The organism is Amycolatopsis sp. cmx-11-32, from assembly GCF_047608695.1.
GTDB lineage: Bacteria > Actinomycetota > Actinomycetes > Mycobacteriales > Pseudonocardiaceae > Amycolatopsis.
The window spans coordinates 153,145-167,462 of record NZ_JADNQN010000009.1 but is presented as its reverse complement, the minus strand read 5'-3'; the positions used below and the strand labels follow the sequence as shown (position 1 = coordinate 167,462).

18 protein-coding genes are annotated in these 14,318 nt (G+C 69.8%); 8 read left to right on the top strand and 10 right to left on the bottom strand.

What is annotated here, in order from left to right:
- Window positions 1–51: 51 nt before the first annotated feature.
- Together ACM6LR_RS26135 and ACM6LR_RS26130 are read left to right on the top strand one after the other, a co-directional pair.
- Window positions 52–486 (top strand): DUF6292 family protein, encoded by a 435-nt coding sequence (locus ACM6LR_RS26135; RefSeq protein ID WP_414938437.1) that lies wholly within the window; start codon window positions 52–54, stop codon window positions 484–486.
- Between the two features lie 77 nt (window positions 487–563).
- A complete protein-coding gene (locus ACM6LR_RS26130) occupies window positions 564–1,277 on the top strand; it encodes an ANTAR domain-containing protein (RefSeq protein ID WP_414938436.1) in 714 nt (237 codons plus the stop codon).
- Window positions 1,278–1,304: 27 nt separating this feature from the next.
- Here ACM6LR_RS26130 and fahA read toward each other — a convergent pair whose 3' ends face one another.
- The 3 genes from fahA to ACM6LR_RS26115 all read right to left on the bottom strand — a co-directional run bounded on the left by fahA (window position 1,305) and on the right by ACM6LR_RS26115 (window position 4,042).
- The gene (gene fahA, locus ACM6LR_RS26125; protein ID WP_414944696.1) at window positions 1,305–2,486 is read right to left on the bottom strand and encodes a fumarylacetoacetase; all 1,182 of its coding nucleotides are present in this window, start codon (window positions 2,484–2,486) and stop codon (window positions 1,305–1,307) included.
- On the bottom strand, window positions 2,483–3,328 hold the full coding sequence (locus ACM6LR_RS26120; RefSeq protein WP_414944695.1) for a hypothetical protein: 846 nt from the start codon (window positions 3,326–3,328) through the stop codon (window positions 2,483–2,485). The genes fahA and ACM6LR_RS26120 overlap by 4 nt, the downstream gene beginning before the upstream one ends.
- A 180-nt stretch (window positions 3,329–3,508) precedes the next feature.
- Complete coding sequence (locus ACM6LR_RS26115; protein ID WP_414944694.1) at window positions 3,509–4,042, bottom strand: MarR family winged helix-turn-helix transcriptional regulator; 534 nt, start codon at window positions 4,040–4,042, stop codon at window positions 3,509–3,511.
- 139 nt (window positions 4,043–4,181) lie between these two features.
- Here ACM6LR_RS26115 and ACM6LR_RS26110 point away from each other — a divergent pair, with 139 nt between their 5' ends.
- The 3 genes from ACM6LR_RS26110 to ACM6LR_RS26100 are packed head-to-tail and all read left to right on the top strand — an operon-like array spanning window position 4,182 to window position 6,786.
- Window positions 4,182–4,796, top strand: coding sequence for a DUF1989 domain-containing protein (locus ACM6LR_RS26110; protein WP_414938432.1), 615 nt, complete (start codon window positions 4,182–4,184; stop codon window positions 4,794–4,796).
- On the top strand, window positions 4,793–5,920 hold the full coding sequence (locus tag ACM6LR_RS26105) for a tRNA-dihydrouridine synthase (protein ID WP_414944693.1): 1,128 nt from the start codon (window positions 4,793–4,795) through the stop codon (window positions 5,918–5,920). The genes ACM6LR_RS26110 and ACM6LR_RS26105 overlap by 4 nt, the downstream gene beginning before the upstream one ends.
- Complete coding sequence (locus ACM6LR_RS26100; RefSeq protein WP_414944692.1) at window positions 5,917–6,786, top strand: polysaccharide deacetylase family protein; 870 nt, start codon at window positions 5,917–5,919, stop codon at window positions 6,784–6,786. The genes ACM6LR_RS26105 and ACM6LR_RS26100 overlap by 4 nt, the downstream gene beginning before the upstream one ends.
- Before the next feature lie 36 nt (window positions 6,787–6,822).
- On the opposite strand, the gene ACM6LR_RS26095 is transcribed toward ACM6LR_RS26100, so the two are convergent.
- Entirely contained in the window at window positions 6,823–8,391 is a 1,569-nt protein-coding gene (locus ACM6LR_RS26095; RefSeq protein WP_414944691.1) for a PucR family transcriptional regulator, read from the bottom strand.
- A 116-nt stretch (window positions 8,392–8,507) separates the two neighbouring features.
- On the opposite strand from ACM6LR_RS26095, the gene ACM6LR_RS26090 reads away from it, so the two are divergent.
- From ACM6LR_RS26090 to ACM6LR_RS26080, 3 genes are read left to right on the top strand one after another with little or no spacing between them, the layout of a single operon-like run.
- Window positions 8,508–9,692: a serine/threonine-protein kinase gene (locus tag ACM6LR_RS26090; protein ID WP_414944690.1), complete on the top strand. Its 1,185-nt coding sequence runs from the start codon at window positions 8,508–8,510 to the stop codon at window positions 9,690–9,692.
- Window positions 9,693–9,748: 56 nt separating this feature from the next.
- Window positions 9,749–10,375, top strand: coding sequence for a ClpP family protease (locus tag ACM6LR_RS26085; protein WP_414938427.1), 627 nt, complete (start codon window positions 9,749–9,751; stop codon window positions 10,373–10,375).
- Entirely contained in the window at window positions 10,372–10,962 is a 591-nt protein-coding gene (locus ACM6LR_RS26080) for a ClpP family protease (RefSeq protein WP_414938426.1), read from the top strand. The genes ACM6LR_RS26085 and ACM6LR_RS26080 overlap by 4 nt, the downstream gene beginning before the upstream one ends.
- Here the strand turns inward: ACM6LR_RS26080 and ACM6LR_RS26075 are convergent.
- The 6 genes from ACM6LR_RS26075 to ACM6LR_RS26050 form a co-directional block, all read right to left on the bottom strand.
- Entirely contained in the window at window positions 10,959–11,297 is a 339-nt protein-coding gene (locus ACM6LR_RS26075; protein ID WP_414938425.1) for a helix-turn-helix domain-containing protein, read from the bottom strand. The genes ACM6LR_RS26080 and ACM6LR_RS26075 overlap by 4 nt on opposite strands.
- Window positions 11,298–11,424: 127 nt before the next feature.
- The gene (locus tag ACM6LR_RS26070) at window positions 11,425–11,601 is read right to left on the bottom strand and encodes a CsbD family protein (RefSeq protein ID WP_414938424.1); all 177 of its coding nucleotides are present in this window, start codon (window positions 11,599–11,601) and stop codon (window positions 11,425–11,427) included.
- Window positions 11,602–11,697: 96 nt separating this feature from the next.
- On the bottom strand, window positions 11,698–12,090 hold the full coding sequence (locus tag ACM6LR_RS26065) for an ATP-binding protein (protein WP_414938423.1): 393 nt from the start codon (window positions 12,088–12,090) through the stop codon (window positions 11,698–11,700).
- An 85-nt stretch (window positions 12,091–12,175) separates the two neighbouring features.
- Complete coding sequence (locus ACM6LR_RS26060; protein ID WP_414938422.1) at window positions 12,176–12,382, bottom strand: hypothetical protein; 207 nt, start codon at window positions 12,380–12,382, stop codon at window positions 12,176–12,178.
- The gene (locus tag ACM6LR_RS26055; protein ID WP_414944689.1) at window positions 12,379–12,801 is read right to left on the bottom strand and encodes an ATP-binding protein; all 423 of its coding nucleotides are present in this window, start codon (window positions 12,799–12,801) and stop codon (window positions 12,379–12,381) included. The genes ACM6LR_RS26060 and ACM6LR_RS26055 overlap by 4 nt, the downstream gene beginning before the upstream one ends.
- 225 nt (window positions 12,802–13,026) lie before the next feature.
- Window positions 13,027–14,313: an MFS transporter gene (locus tag ACM6LR_RS26050; RefSeq protein WP_414944688.1), complete on the bottom strand. Its 1,287-nt coding sequence runs from the start codon at window positions 14,311–14,313 to the stop codon at window positions 13,027–13,029.
- Window positions 14,314–14,318 lie beyond the last annotated feature (5 nt).

Below are 14,318 nucleotides of genomic sequence, written 5' to 3'. Positions count from 1 at the left end.
AAGCAGACGGCGTCCGATGACGGAGCACCGAGCGTGAGGTGGAGATCGAGCATGGAAGCGGATTTCGGCGAAGCGGCTTTGCACGGCCTTCGACGGTATGTGCGCCGCGTGAGCGAGGAACTCGGGCTCCAAGGGGAGGCGTTCAACGCGCAGACCGAGCCGACCGCGAGCGCGTATCTCGCGCTGGACCGGCGGCTTCCCGACCGGCCCGACCGCGATGTGGCGTTACTCTGGACCGAGCGGCATGGCTGGGCGTTGACGATCGAGACGAACGCCGGTGAGGACCTCGTCGTCGCCGGCTACCTCACCGCCGAATCGCTCCCACCGCCTCAGGTCGTCGCCGAATTCGCCAGAAGCCTGCTCTCGGGCGAACGCTCGCCGAGACCGGAACCGCCGCCCCAGTTCGACGGCGAGGCCGATTTGGCGCACAGACTGGCGGCGTACCCGACTCCCGACGCCGAACCCGCCTTCCCTCGGCACGGGTGATCACCTCGCTCCGTTCTGCGACCTCGTGCCCCGGTGGGTGATGATGGGGCCGGATTCCCGAAACGGAGGTGGCGACAGTGGACGGTCGGCGCCGAAAGCGGCTGTGGCGGCTCGTCACCGAACGGGTGGCGGACCGGGACCCTGGCACCGGGTGGGTGGGTGTCGTCTGCGCGGTCGCCGTCGGGGAACTCGACGTCGACGGTTCGGCGGTCTCCCTGCGCCTGCGGGACAACGACCAGGAACTGGTGGCCGCGGACGGCCCGTGGGCCACGTCGCTGGAAGAACTGCAGTACACGGTTGGCGAAGGCCCCGGCGTCGAAGCCTTCGCCGTCGGTGATCCCGTGCTGGTCGACGAACTCGTCAGCGGCGAACAACGCTGGCCGGGGTTCGCCGACGGGGCAGCGGCGAGCGGAGTCGGCGCGGCGTTCGCGTTCCCGCTGGGAGTCGGCGCTCTGCGGCTCGGCACCCTGGACCTCTACCGCCGCGAGCCCGGAACACTGGGCCAGGAGGGGCTGGGCGACGCGCTCGCACTGGCCACCATCGCCACGACGGCGCTGCTCACCGACAGCAACGGCGGCGACCCGAACGCGCGATGGGCTCGGCACGACGTCGCGGGCCACTACGACGACGTGAACGTGGCCACGGGGATGCTGGCCACCGACCTACGGATCAGTCTGGAAAACGCCATGCTGCGGTTGCGCGCCCACGCCTTCAGTCACCGGCTTCCGGTGACCGAAGTCGCGCGAGCGGTGCTCAACCGGCAATTGCGCTTCGACGCTCCGCGGGAATGAGCCGGATTCGGCCGAGACCGCAACCAGTCACCTACTCGCGGACGGCAGCACGCGGCCCCGGACCTCGCCGAACCCGATCCGCCCGCCGCCCGCGCCCGGCGCGGTCCCGGTGATCACGACCTCGTCCCCGTCCAGCAGGAAGGTGCGCTCCTCCCCCTTCACCGTGAGCGGTTCCTTGCCACCCCAAGACAATTCGAGGAACGCGCCGCGCTGGTGCTTCTCCGGTCCGGAAATCGTTCCGGAGCCGTACAGGTCTCCCGTACGCGACGACGCGCCGTTGACCGTCAGGTGCGCGAGCATCTGGGCGGGCGACCAGTACATCTCGCGGAAGGGCGGATGGCTGACCTCCTCGCCGTTCCATTCGACGACCAGGTCGATGTCGAGGCCCCACGGGTCGCTCTCACGCAGGTACGACAGCGGCACCGGATCCGTCTGGCCCGGCAGTGGGATCCGCGCGGCCTCCAGTGCCAGGATCGGTACCACCCAAGGAGAGATCGAAGTCGCGAAGCTCTTGCCGAGGTGCGGGCCCAGCGGAACGTATTCCCATGCCTGGATGTCGCGGGCCGACCAGTCGTTGAGCAGGACCGCGCCGAAAACGTGGCGGGGGAAGTCGTCCGGGGCGATCGGGGTGTGCAGCGGGGTTCCGGTGCCGACGACGAAACCCAGTTCCGCCTCGATGTCCAGCCGCGTGCTCGGCCCGAACACCGGCACCGTGTCGACGGGGGCCTTGCGCTGACCGCTCGGGCGCACGATGTCCGTGCCGGAGACCAGGACCGTGCCGGACCGTCCGTGGTAGCCGACCGGGAGGTGCTTCCAGTTGGGCAGCAACGGTTCCGCGTCGGGGCGGAACAACCGGCCGACGTTCGACGCGTGGTGCTCGGAGGCGTAGAAGTCGACGTAGTCCGCGACCTCGATCGGCAGGTGCAGGGTCACCCGCCCGACGGGATGCACCGCACCGTCGGGGACTTCACCGGAGACCAGCTCGCGGATCCGCTCCCGGACCGCCACCCAGCGGTCGTATCCCTGCGCCATGAACGGGTTCAGCGACGGCGCGGCGAAGACGTCGTCGTCGAGCGCCGCGGCCAGGTCGAGGACCGAGTCACCGACACGCACGCCGACGCGGGCGGGATCGCCGTCGACGGAGAACACACCGTAGGGCAGGTTTTCGATCCCGAACAACGAGCCGTCGGGGATGTCGATCGTGGTCATGCCTCTCCTCGGGGCGTCTCGAGCAGGCCGAGTCCGGCCAGCTCGATCAGGGGGTCGGTGATGCTGCAGGTGCCGAACGACGTGAAGCCCGCGCGGGCGGCGGCGACCCGGTCCGCGTCCAGTGCCAGCAGGCGCGCGGCGACGACAGCACCGTCCCGCTCGGCGAGCAGGGCTTCGGGGTCGCCGTCGGCGTGGAGGACGGCGTCGGTGGCGAGCAGCAGGTTCAGGAACCCGTGCTGTTCGAAGCCGGTCTCCGGATCGGTGTTGCGGAGCGCGTGGTGCAGCCCGGCGGTGGCCTTGAACGGAACGTCCGCGCCGACGGCCGCCCGGACCGCGGCGGCGAGTTCGGCCTCGTCGGGATACAGCTCGGCCCGGACGCCTCCGGTGCGGAACTTCGCGCGGTGACCGGTTCCGGAAAGGGCGGTCAGCAACGGGACGCGCCGGTCGTCACGCGGGATTTCGACGTGAACCGGTGCGGTGGCGGCGGAAATCGCGGCGAGCACCTCGTCCGGTCCCATGCCGTCCGGCACGGCGATTTCGAGCGCGTCGAGGTTCACCGGCAGCGCGGCGACGGCCTTGAGCACGCCGTCGAGTTGCGCGGGCCCACCCGGCAGCGTTACCGAGACCGGCAAGGGGACTTCCCGCCCCGCGAGGACACCGTCGAGGTCGTCGAGTGCCGTGGCGGCGACCACCAGCGGCCCGACGAGGCCGGCGTACCAGGCGGCGACGTGCTCGTCGTGCGCGACGACGGCGTCCGGCAGTGGAGCCAGACCCGGTGGGAACACCGCGGCGTCGTCGCACAGCCCGGCGAAGAGCGCGGGAATCCGCCCGCCGTCCACCATGGTCTCCTCCTCGCCGATTTAGTTCACACTTTGACTAACTGCTGGGCAGCGTAGTCCGGTCCTCCGGGGGCATGAAAGAGGCTGAAGGGGACTTTCCCCGCATGCGACGCGGCGAAGGGCGCTTTCCCCTCGTCGCATGCGGGGAAAGTCCCCTTCAGCCCCCCGACCGCAAGTAGAGGACTACTTGCGGCTGCGGGTGCCGAACTCGGCACGGCTCGTGATCAGCTTGCCCAGCAGCATCACCAGGATGCGCTGCTCGGTCTCGGTCAAGGCGTTCGTCCAGCCGAACTCGCGCTCGTTGTGCTCACGGAAGACCGAGACCATCTCCTCGTGCCCGGCCTCGGCCAGCGAGAGCTGTACGGACCGGCCGTCCCGTTCGTCCGGGACCCGGTGGAGCATCCCCTCCGCGACCAGCGACTTCACCAGATTCGACACCGCCGCCCTGCTCATCCCGGTCAGCCGCGCCGCGCTCGTCGGTTCGAGCGGACCGGCGAGCCAGACGACGAACAGCAGCCGGAACGCCGACCAAGACCGGCCGCGCGGCCGGTGCACGGCGGCTTCGAGGTCATAAGTGACCAGGTCGGAGGCCCGATTGAGGGTCAGCAGCACCTCGGTCGCCAGCTGGTGCCGGAAGCCGTACTCCTGCGCGAGCCGCTGGTTGGCCAGCGCCACGAACGACCAGAAGTCCAGCCGGGCCGCGTCCACGTCTTCCATCGCCGAACATTAACCTCTCCTCGTGAAACTGGTCAAAGTCGAAACTAGTTTCCGCAAATAGCGATACCTCCATCAGCAAGCCATGATCATAGAGATTCCTCCATGGCACGTAGCCCGCCCGAACCGGTTTGCTGAAGACATGACCAGAACGGAAGTACCGCCGGGGACCGCCCGGGCCGTGCGAGTGGCCGCGGGTGACCTCGTGCGAGTGATCGACGTCGAAGGAGGCCAGGTCGGTGACGTGTTCGCGTTCAAGGACAGCGGACGCGAACTGGCCGAGCATCACAGCGCGGCGCACACTCGCGCGGCGATCGACCGGCTGTTCCCCACCCTCGGCGAGTCCTTCGTGACCGACCGGCGCCGCCCGATCCTGACCCTGGTCGAGGACACCTCCCCCGGCGAGCACGACATGCTCATCCCGGCCTGCGACCCGGCAAGGTACGCCGCGCTGGGGGCTCAGAAACACCGGTCCTGCGCGGAGAACCTGCGCGAGGCGCTGGCCGGAGCCGGACTGAGCTTCACCGGTCCGACCCCACAGCCGATCAACGTCTTCATGCGAATCCCGGTCGGCGAGGACGGGCGGCTGAGCTGGCTCACCGCGTCTTCCCTGCCCGGCGACGCGGTGACCCTGTGGGCCGAACTGGACTGCGTGGTCGTGGTCTCCGCCTGCCCGCAGGATCTCGTGAGCATCAGCGACGCCGGACTCTCCCCGCTCGCCATCGAAACCGTCCACAATGGAGGAACCCTGTCATGACCACCACCGTCGAACACGCCCATCCCGCGCTCGCCCCGATCACACTCGGCGGCCTGGCGCTGCGCAATCGCTACGCCGTCGCCCCCATGACCCGCGTCTCGGCGCGGCCCGACGGCACCCCGACCGGCGAGATGGCCGACTACTACGCCGAATTCGCCCGCGGCGGCTTCGGCCTGGTGTTCAGCGAGGGCACCTACCCCGACACCGCGGCCAGCCAGGGCTATCTCAACCAGCCGGGCCTCGCGGGTGACGAGCACGTCGCGGGCTGGCGCGTCGTCACCGCCGGAGTGCGCGCGGCGGGCGGCCGGATGATCGCCCAGCTCATGCACGCCGGGGCGATCACCCAGGGAAATCCGCATCAGGACCACACCGTCGGCCCGTCGGCCGTCCAGCCACGCGGGGAGAAGATGAGCGCGTACGGCGGTTCCGGGCCGTGGCCCGTACCCCGGGAGTTGTCCCCCGCCGAGATCGACGACGTCGTCGCAGGCTTCGCGGCGGCGGCCGAACGCGCCCGTCAGGCCGGGTTCGACGGCGTCGAGGTGCACGCGGCCAACGGCTACCTGCTCGACCAGTTCCTCACCGACTACACCAATCAGCGCACCGACGAATACGGTGGCCCGGTCGCCAACCGGATCCGGCTGACCGCCCGCGTCGTGACCGCCGTCGCCGAAGCCGTGCCGGATCTGCTGACCGGGGTGCGGCTGTCGCAGACGAAGGTCAACGACTTCACCTACCGCTGGCCCGGCGGCCGCGACGACGCCGAGGTGATCTTCGCGGCGGTCGCCGAGGCGGGTGCCGGCTACCTGCACATCGCCAGCGAGGGCCGGAACTGGCTGGAGACGGCGAGGCTGGCCGGCGGTGGCACGCTCACCTCCCTCGCCCGGCGGGTCACCGGTCTGCCGGTGATCGCGAACGGCGGGATGCACGACCTCACCCAGGCGCACGAGGTGCTCGCCGGCGGGCACGCCGACCTGCTTTCACTCGGCCACGGCGCGCTGGCCAACCCCGATCTGCCCGCCCGCGTCGCCGCGGCGGAACCCCTGGAAGAATTCGACCGGGCGATGGTCTCCCCGACGGTCACGGTGGCGAACGCGCGCCGCTGGAGGGAGAGTCGGCAAGCGTGACGGAAACCAGCTGGCACGGCGGCGCGGCCGCGGTGGCGACCCTGACCTTCGACGTGGACGCGGAGTCCCCGATCCTCGCGCGAGGCCGGGGCTACGCCGAGCACCTGTCGACCATGTCGCATCAGGCGTACGGGCCACGGGTCGGGGTGCCGCGCATCCTCGACCTGCTCGACGAACTGGCCGTACCGGCGACGTTCTTCGTACCGGGCTGGGTCGCCGAACAGCGGCCCGGCCTTGCCGCCGCGATCGTGGAGCGCGGCCACGAGGTGGCCCACCACTCCTACAGCCACCGGCCGCCGACCGCGATGACCGCGGCTGAGCAGCGGGCCGATTTCGAGCGCGGCATGGCGGTCTTCGCGAGCCAGGGCATCGAGATCAGCGGGCATCGCGCGGCGGGCTGGGAGTCCACCTGGGACACTCCGGGGCTGGTGGCCGAGTACGGGCTGAGCTACGACTCGTCGCTGATGGCCGACGACCGGCCGTACCTCATCGAAACCGAGGCGGGCCGGATCGCCGAGCTGCCGGTGCACTGGTCGCTCGACGACTGGGAGCAGTACGCGTTCCTTCCCGCGCCGCAGATCGGCTCGGTGATCACCTCACCGGTGCGGGTACTGGAGATGTGGCGCGCGGAACTGGACGCGATGCGCCGCTACCGCTGCCTGTTCAACCTGTGCCTGCACCCGTTCCTGTCGGGCAGGCCGGGACGGCTGGCCGCCGTACGGGCGCTCATCGAGTTCGGGCTCGGTCTCGGCGACGTCCGGTTCGCCCGGTGCCGGGACGTGGCGGCCGCGGCGCTGGCCGACCCGGCTCTGCCCGCGGAACCCTTGCGACGCCTGGAGATCGACCCGGCGGTCTACCCGGACTAGCTTGAGTTCCAACCTGCGGGCGGGTTGCAATTCAAGCTAGTCAGTCGACATCGAAGCCGCTTCCAGCGCCAGGAACAGGTCGACCCGGTCCGCGGTGCGCCCGACGTCGCGGCCGGTCAGCTCGGTGACCTTGGCCAGCCGGTTACGCAAGGTGTTGACGTGCACGAAAAGGGCGGCGGCGGTGGCCGCCCACTGGCCGTCGTGGTCGAGAAACGCCCGCAGGGTCGTCTCCAGGTCGCCGTCGCGGGCGCGGTCGTGCTCGCGCAGCGGGCCGAGCAGGGCCTCGGCGAAAGTGTGCCACCACTGCTCGTCGTGCGACTCCAGCAGCAGCCGATAGCTGCCGAGTTCGGCGAAACTCGCCGCCACCGGCCCGCCGCGCCTGCCGCGGAGCACGCGGCAGGCTTCGCGGCTGCGCGACAGCGGCGTGCGCAGTTCGGCCGCGCCGGACACGGGGTCGGCCAACCCGACCACGACGCGCCCGCCGCCGAACCGATGCGACACCGCCGCCGCCAGCCGGGGCGCGAAGGCAGCGGGCGACTGCGTTCCCGAACGCCATGGCAGCACCGCCACGACGTCCCGGCTGCCCGCCGCCACGACCGCGGGCAACCCGTCCGCCAGCAGGAAATCCGTCACGGCCTCAGCCATCCCCGGCAGGGTCGCGGTGTCGTCGTCGCCCGCGAACGCCAGCGCGAGCACCGTCAGCGGCCCGTCCGGATCGACCCCGAAAGCACGCAGCCTGCCGGGCACCTCCGCGACGCGCTGCGCGCCCGAGAGGACCATGTCCAGCAACTCGACGGCGAACCGCATCTCGATGGCCTGCACCGCCTGATGCCGGGCCACCTCCAGGCTGAGGTAGCGGGCGGTCTGCTCCAGCGCGTCCCGCTCCCCCTGCGTCAGCTCGGCCGCTGGGCGCAGGCAGAGCAGCACGGCGTCCGCGTCGCCGATCGCGCCGACCAGGAACAGCGCCGCCCGCGTCCCCGCGCCCAGCTCCGCCTCCAACGGCGGCGGATGACCGGCCAAGGCCTCCGCCGCGACGCGCAGTTGTCCGGCGTCCAGCTCGGCACCGGCCGCCGCCAGCTCGCGACCCATCCGGTCCACGACCACCAGTGGAAGCTCGTGCTCCCGGCGAAGGACCGCGAGCACCCCGGAAGCGCCGTCGCCTCTCGACAAGGCCGAGGTCAGCTCGTCCCCTCGCCGTACCAGCGACATCAGCGCGTTCTGCCTGCCCCTGGCCTGGATCGCCGCCGCCGCGCGGGTGACCGCCGTGAACGGCACCGCTATCGAGATCTCCAGCAGGGGCAGCGCGGCTTTCCGGCACGCCTCGGCGAGCGCCGCCGGAGTGTCGCGTTGTTCCACGCGCAGGCCGAAGATGATCCCCGCCGCTCCCGCGCGGACCACCCGTTCGACGAAGTCCGCCGGGCCGGTGCGGTCCAGCCACAGGCCGTTGGTCAGCACGACTTCGCGCTCGCGCACGTACGGCGCGGGGTCGGGCAGCTCGGTGTTGTGCACCCACAGCACCTGCTCGGCCAGTGCCCCGTCACGGCCGGGGACGACCACCCGCAGTTCGAGATCCGGGTCCGCGACCAGCGCCGCCAAGCTCAGCATGGCTGTGAATATATCCAGCCGAATCCGTCCATTATGGATGATCGGCCATTTCATCGGTTTTTCATGATCGCCGGTTAGCGTGCGTCGAAGACACTGCGGGATCGAGGAGACGAACTGTGACGGCAGTTTCACGCACGATCGCCGGGCGCTACACCCTGCTCGAAGAGCTGGGTCGCGACGGGACGGCCGTGCTGTGGCGAGCTGAGGACGAGTCGAATGGTCGTCAGGTCGCGCTCAGGGCGTTGCCATCGGCCGCGGCCTTCGAACAGCTCCGCCGCGAAGCTCTCGTCGCCCTGAATCATCCTTCGGCGACAACCGTCCACGACGTGGCGGAGGCGGAGGACGGGGCGGCCTTCTTAGTGACGGAACTCCCGGAGGGTCGGCCTCTGCGGGACCTCGGCACGCTGTCCCCGAGTGCGCTGGCCGGTATCGGCGGTCAGGTGCTCGGCGCGCTGGAAGCCGCGCATACGGCGGGAATCGTGCACGGTGACGTGCGGCCCGCGAACATCCTGGTGCGCCAGGACGGCACGGTGAAACTGACCGGCTTCGGGCTCGACCCGACCGGTTCACCGGCTTTCCTCGCCCCCGAAAGGATCGCGGGGCACGAAGCCACTCCTCACTCCGACCTCTGGTCGCTCGGAGTGACGCTGCTCAGCGTGAGCGAGGGCGGGAATCCCTTCCACCGGGAGAACTTCGCGGCGACGCTGTATGCGGTGATCAACGATGAGCCACGGCCGGTCCGGACCCACGGACCGCTGGCCGCGCTCATCAAGGGCCTGCTGGCGAAATCACCGCGCGCGCGGATGCTCCCGGACCAGGCGCGGCCGCTACTGGCGCGGGTCACCGATCATCCGGTGCCCGTCCTGCCCGTGCCACCGCGGCCCGCACCCGGCCTGACCATGCCTTCCGTGTTCGCGATCCTGGCGGGGGTGGCTGGGATGCTGCTCGGTTTCTTCCTGCTGGGCGACGCGATGCTGATCCACCGGGTGTACTACCTGTTCGACCTGCTGTACCCGCCGCTCCTGATCGCCCGTGTCGGCATCGTCCTTGCCGGGGTGCTTTCGGTGGCCGGCGGTGCGCTCCTGCTCGCCAGGGTCCGCCCCGGGCAGGTCATGATCAGCGTTTCCGCCGGGTTGACGCTGCTCAGCGTGCTTCTGCTGAACGCGACCGACGACGAGCAGGAGTACTTCGCCCGCGCGCTGCAACCGGGTCTCACCCTCGATCTCGTCGCCCTCGCCTCCGTCGTCGTCCTGACGCTCGCCGTCTGGTTCGTCCCGGCCCGGCGTCCTGCTGTGGGCTGATCCGCTCACAGCAGAGAAACCGGCGGACGGCGGGTCCCCGGCGGCAGGGTCGGGGCATGAGCGACTACGAGAAGCAACCACTCTTCGACCAACGCCTCCGGGAACGGTTCTTCAGCCAGCGCGTGCTGGTCCTCGACGGCGCGCTCGACGACGACAACGGGACGGTGCTCACCACCCAGCTGCTGTCGCTGGCGAGCGAGGATCCCCGCAAAGACATCGCCTTGTGGATCCACTCGCCGGGTGGTTCGGTCCCCTCGATGCTCGCCATCCGCGACGTGATGCGGCTCGTGCCGTGCGACGTCGCCACCCTCGCGCTGGGACTGGCGTGCAGTGCCGGGCAGTTCCTGCTGTCGGCGGGGGCCAAGGGTAAACGGTTCGCCCTGCCGCACGCGCGGATCCTGATGCACCAGGGTTCGGCGGGCATCGGCGGCTCGGCCGTCGAGGTGGAGGTGCAGGCGGACGACCTGCGCTACACGCGGGACACGGTGCTCGGCCTGATTTCCGACGACACCGGGCAGCCCATCGAGCGGATCTTCGCCGACTCCCTGCACGATCGCTGGTTCACCACGGACCAGGCGCGCGAATACGGGTTCATCGACCACATCGTCGAAAGCCTCGACCAGGTCGTCCCCGTGCGCACCCACAAACTCGGCCTCGGCTCGGAAAGGACTGTCGGCGCATGAGCACCTACACCATCCCCAACGTCATCTCCCGCAGTCCCGCCGGCGAGCGGATCATGGACGTCTACTCGCATCTGCTGTCGGAGCGGATCATCTACCTCGGGACCGCGATCGACTCCGGTGTGGCGAACGCGTTGATCACCCAGCTGCTCTACCTGGAGGCGGACAACCCGGAGCAGGAGATCAACCTTTACATCAACAGCGAGGGCGGCGACCCGTCCGCGATGCTCGCGCTGTACGACACCATGCGCTTCATCAAGGCGCCGGTGGCGACGACCTGTGTCGGCCAGGCCGTCGCGGCGGGCGCGATCCTGCTGGCCGCGGGCGAGGCAGGGCGCCGGTTCGTGCTGCCCCACACCCGGGTGGTGCTGCACCAGCCGGCGGCTCAGGGCCGCGGCACCATCCCGGACCTCATCCTCCAGGCCGACGAGGTGGTGCGAGTGCGGACGCAGCTCGAGGAGATCCTGTCCTCGCACACCGGCCGCGCCGTCTCGGATCTCCGGCACGACACCGACCGGGACCGCGTGTTCGACGCGGCGGGCGCCGTCGCCTACGGGCTCGCGGACAGCGTGCTCGACAGTCGGGACTAGGCGGCCATGAGCACGGGTCCCGCCGGACGACGGCCGACCGCGAGACCCGTGCTGCCGCCCCGCCGGACCGTTCCCGCGATACCGAAGAGCAGATCCGCGAAATCGATCCCGAGCGCACCAGTGACCGCGGCGATCATCTCGCTGGACGGCTCTTTGCGGCCGCGCTCGATCTCCGAGAGGTACTGCGGCGAGATGCCGGCGCGTTCCGCGATGTCGATGAGGCGGCCGCCCTGTTCCTCCCTCGCCGCGCGCAGGCTCTGGCCCAGCACGTCACGCCACAGCGGTTCCGGCTCGGGATCCGCGCGCCTCTGCTGGAAAGGGAGAATGTCGGCCATACGGCCATCCTGACAGCGGGCCGGAGCCCGCGCGGGTCGTTCCGCTCAAGGCGAAACCCGGGTGGCCGCCGGGTCTCCGCACGCAGAAAAGGGCCCGCCCGAAGGCGGACCCTTTTTGACCACGAGGTCAGTCCCGAACGCCCTTCACGGCGTCCTTGAGCTTCTCACCGGCCTGCTTGACGTTGGCCTTGCCCTGCTCAGCCTTGCCTTCGGCCTGCCACTGCTCGTTGTCCGTGGCGTTTCCGACCGCTTCCTTGGCCTTGCCCTTGACTTCTTCGACCTTGTTCTCGGCTTTGTCGTTCATCAGGCCTCCATTCGTTGTCGTCCGCTACTTCTGGGTACCCGCCGGATCGATCTCGAAACGACCTGCTCGACGTGGCAACGGACACGTTTGAGTTCGTCAAGCCACGCGGAGCTCGGCCCACACGGTCTTGCCGTCGTCGCGCGGATCCTGACCCCACGTCGCCGCGCAGGCGTCGATGAGAGCCAAGCCGCGTCCACCGTTGTCCGAGGGCGGACGCGGGACGGCGGGTGTCCTGCCGGAGTCGTCGACCTCGATGCGCAGCCGGCCGGGTTGCCGCAGCAGGCGCACCCGCCGCGACCCCTTCCCGTGCCGCAAGGCGTTGGACACCAGTTCGTCCAGAACCAGGATGGTGTCCGCAAGGTCCTCTCCGGCGAGGTCCCGCAGTTCCGCACGCGCCCAGGCCCGTACCCGCGCCAGGTCGGTCAGGTCGTCGACGACGTCCAGGGACAGGACCTTGGCGACCACGGAAGAAGCCTGATCGGTGGGCACGGGGACCTCCCTGTTCTCTGCGGACCGTCGGGGATCTCGCGAACACCTAGTACCCCGAACGCCACGGAAATTAACGATCAAGCCCTTATCGCTCGCTACCGGTGTGGCCGCACGGGTAGACCGCGTTCGCGGCGAAGGCTTCACACGCTGGACAGTTGTTCACCGGCCGCTCGCGTCGGCCCCAGTAGGGACGGGTGGCCCCGCAGAGCGCGGTGACCAGGTCACCACGGCCGGGATCCGGAGTGCACACGGGACAGTAGGCGTGCGCGGCCCGCTCGATCTCGGCGGTCATCTGTCTCCTCCCGGAAGGTCGGTCGTCCAGGTCATGGTCACCGTGGTGCCGTCGCCCCGGTACCGGTAGTCGGAGTGATCCGCCAACCGAGCGATCAGCACCAGGCCTCGGCCGCGGATCGTGTCGGCGGGGTTCGCGGGCTTCCAGTTCCCGTAGTCGGTGACGACGATCTTGATCCCGTCCCGGTTCGAGGTGGCGTGGATGTCGATGACGCCGTCCAGGCCGTCCCGGTAGGCGTGTTCGGCGGAGTTGACCAGCGCCTCGTTGCTCGCCAGGACGATGTCCTCCCGCCGCTCCCCGTCCAGGCCGAGGCCGGTGAGCCACGCCGTCAGCTGTTTCCGGAGCCCGACGAGCCGTCCGGGTTCGGCCGGCACCTGATCGCGGAACTCCTCGTCGCTCCTGGCCCCAGATTCCGTCACCTGTCCATCTTGCCGGTGGACACGGGGTGCCGCCAGGCAGACGTCCGCCCGCATAGGGCGTTATACATACCTTCGACCCTGTTCATCGGGCGGCGGTCCCGAATCCGCGCGGTACACCTGACCGACTCCACGAATTCGCATCGGAGCCCATTTCGACCACCCGGCGAAAAGGAGTAATCGAATTTCTCATGGGCGTCGTGTTCATCGCACCGCTCGCCGTGCTGATCAACAAGCTGTTCGGCGTGCCCCATCCCTGGTGACGCTCCCCCGCTCCGGTCGGCGCACCTCCTCGTCCGCTCCGTCCCGAATCGTCCGCAAGGGGTTGACGAGGACGAACACCGCGCCGCAGCAGATGATTCCGGCCGACGCCACCAGTCCTGGCAAGATCCCGAAGACCGTGCCGACGAAGCCGGCGGCCAGGCCACCGAGTGTTCCGGTGCCGTAGACCACCGAGAGCGCGGTACCGTTGACGCGGCCCATCATCTCCGGCGGCGTAATGCGCTGGACCAGGCTGAGCACGTGGATATTGAAGACCGAGTCGGCGAAACCGATGAGGAACTGACTCACGATCAACATGGTCAGCGTGGCGCCTTGCCCGCCTACGGGTAACAGCAGGAAGCCCAGGCCGGTCAGCAGGATCGAAGTCGCCAACGTCCGGCCGAGGGTAAGCCTGCCGGCGATCGCGCCGGACGACACCGCGCCCAGGATGAGGCCCACCGTGCCGATCGCGAACGCGAGGCCGACGGCACCCGGGCTCAGCTTTCCCTGGTCGTAGGCGAAGACCAGCACGAGTGCGTTCGCCGTCGCAACGCCGAGATTCACCGTCGTGCTCGCGAACATCAGATTGCGCAGCCGGGTGTCGGACAGCGACACCGCCAGCCCCTCCCTGGCCTCCGCCAGCGCCGACCGCGGTTTCTCCGGCTTGACGACGGGCGACTCGCGGTGCCGCATCAGCAGCAGTGACACCAGCGAAGCGAGGAAGGACAGGGCGTCGGCCAGGATCGTGAGCGCGGCGCCGAGGATCTGCATCAGCCCGCCCGCGGCGGCCGCGCCACCGACCTCGGCGACCGCGCGAGAGGTCTGCAGCCGTTCGTTGCCCGCCACGATCCCGTCCGGTCCGGCGAGCACCGGCAGACAGGACTGGGCGGCGACTTCGAAGAAGACCGTCAGAACGCCGACCCCGGCGACCACGAACAACTGGCCGAGTGTGAGCACGCCGAACAGGGACACGACCGGGATCGACCCCATCGCCACCAGCCTGCCGACGTCGGCCCAGATCATCGTGCCGCGGTGTGAGAGCCGGTCGACCCACACCCCGGCCACCGAACCGATCAGCACGAACGGCACGAACCGCAGCGCGGCCAGCAGTCCGACATCCCAGGCTGTCCCGCCGAGACCGAGCAGGGCGACCGTCGGCAACGCTATCCGTGAAACCTTGTCGCCGAACGCGCTGATCGTCTGACCGATCCACAGGCGCCGGAAGTCGCCGGGGAAAGCGAAAGGTGAAGGCATCGAAA

Coding starts and splice junctions, on each gene's coding strand:
- ACM6LR_RS26135 (WP_414938437.1), top strand. CDS start 52: ATGGAAGCGGATTTCGGCGAAGCGGCTTTGCACGGCCTTCGACGGTAT.
- fahA (WP_414944696.1), bottom strand. CDS start 2,486: ATGACCACGATCGACATCCCCGACGGCTCGTTGTTCGGGATCGAAAAC.
- ACM6LR_RS26120 (WP_414944695.1), bottom strand. CDS start 3,328: ATGGTGGACGGCGGGCGGATTCCCGCGCTCTTCGCCGGGCTGTGCGAC.
- ACM6LR_RS26115 (WP_414944694.1), bottom strand. CDS start 4,042: ATGGAAGACGTGGACGCGGCCCGGCTGGACTTCTGGTCGTTCGTGGCG.
- ACM6LR_RS26110 (WP_414938432.1), top strand. CDS start 4,182: ATGACCAGAACGGAAGTACCGCCGGGGACCGCCCGGGCCGTGCGAGTG.
- ACM6LR_RS26105 (WP_414944693.1), top strand. CDS start 4,793: ATGACCACCACCGTCGAACACGCCCATCCCGCGCTCGCCCCGATCACA.
- ACM6LR_RS26095 (WP_414944691.1), bottom strand. CDS start 8,391: ATGCTGAGCTTGGCGGCGCTGGTCGCGGACCCGGATCTCGAACTGCGG.
- ACM6LR_RS26085 (WP_414938427.1), top strand. CDS start 9,749: ATGAGCGACTACGAGAAGCAACCACTCTTCGACCAACGCCTCCGGGAA.
- ACM6LR_RS26080 (WP_414938426.1), top strand. CDS start 10,372: ATGAGCACCTACACCATCCCCAACGTCATCTCCCGCAGTCCCGCCGGC.
- ACM6LR_RS26075 (WP_414938425.1), bottom strand. CDS start 11,297: ATGGCCGACATTCTCCCTTTCCAGCAGAGGCGCGCGGATCCCGAGCCG.
- ACM6LR_RS26070 (WP_414938424.1), bottom strand. CDS start 11,601: ATGAACGACAAAGCCGAGAACAAGGTCGAAGAAGTCAAGGGCAAGGCC.
- ACM6LR_RS26060 (WP_414938422.1), bottom strand. CDS start 12,382: ATGACCGCCGAGATCGAGCGGGCCGCGCACGCCTACTGTCCCGTGTGC.
- ACM6LR_RS26050 (WP_414944688.1), bottom strand. CDS start 14,313: ATGCCTTCACCTTTCGCTTTCCCCGGCGACTTCCGGCGCCTGTGGATC.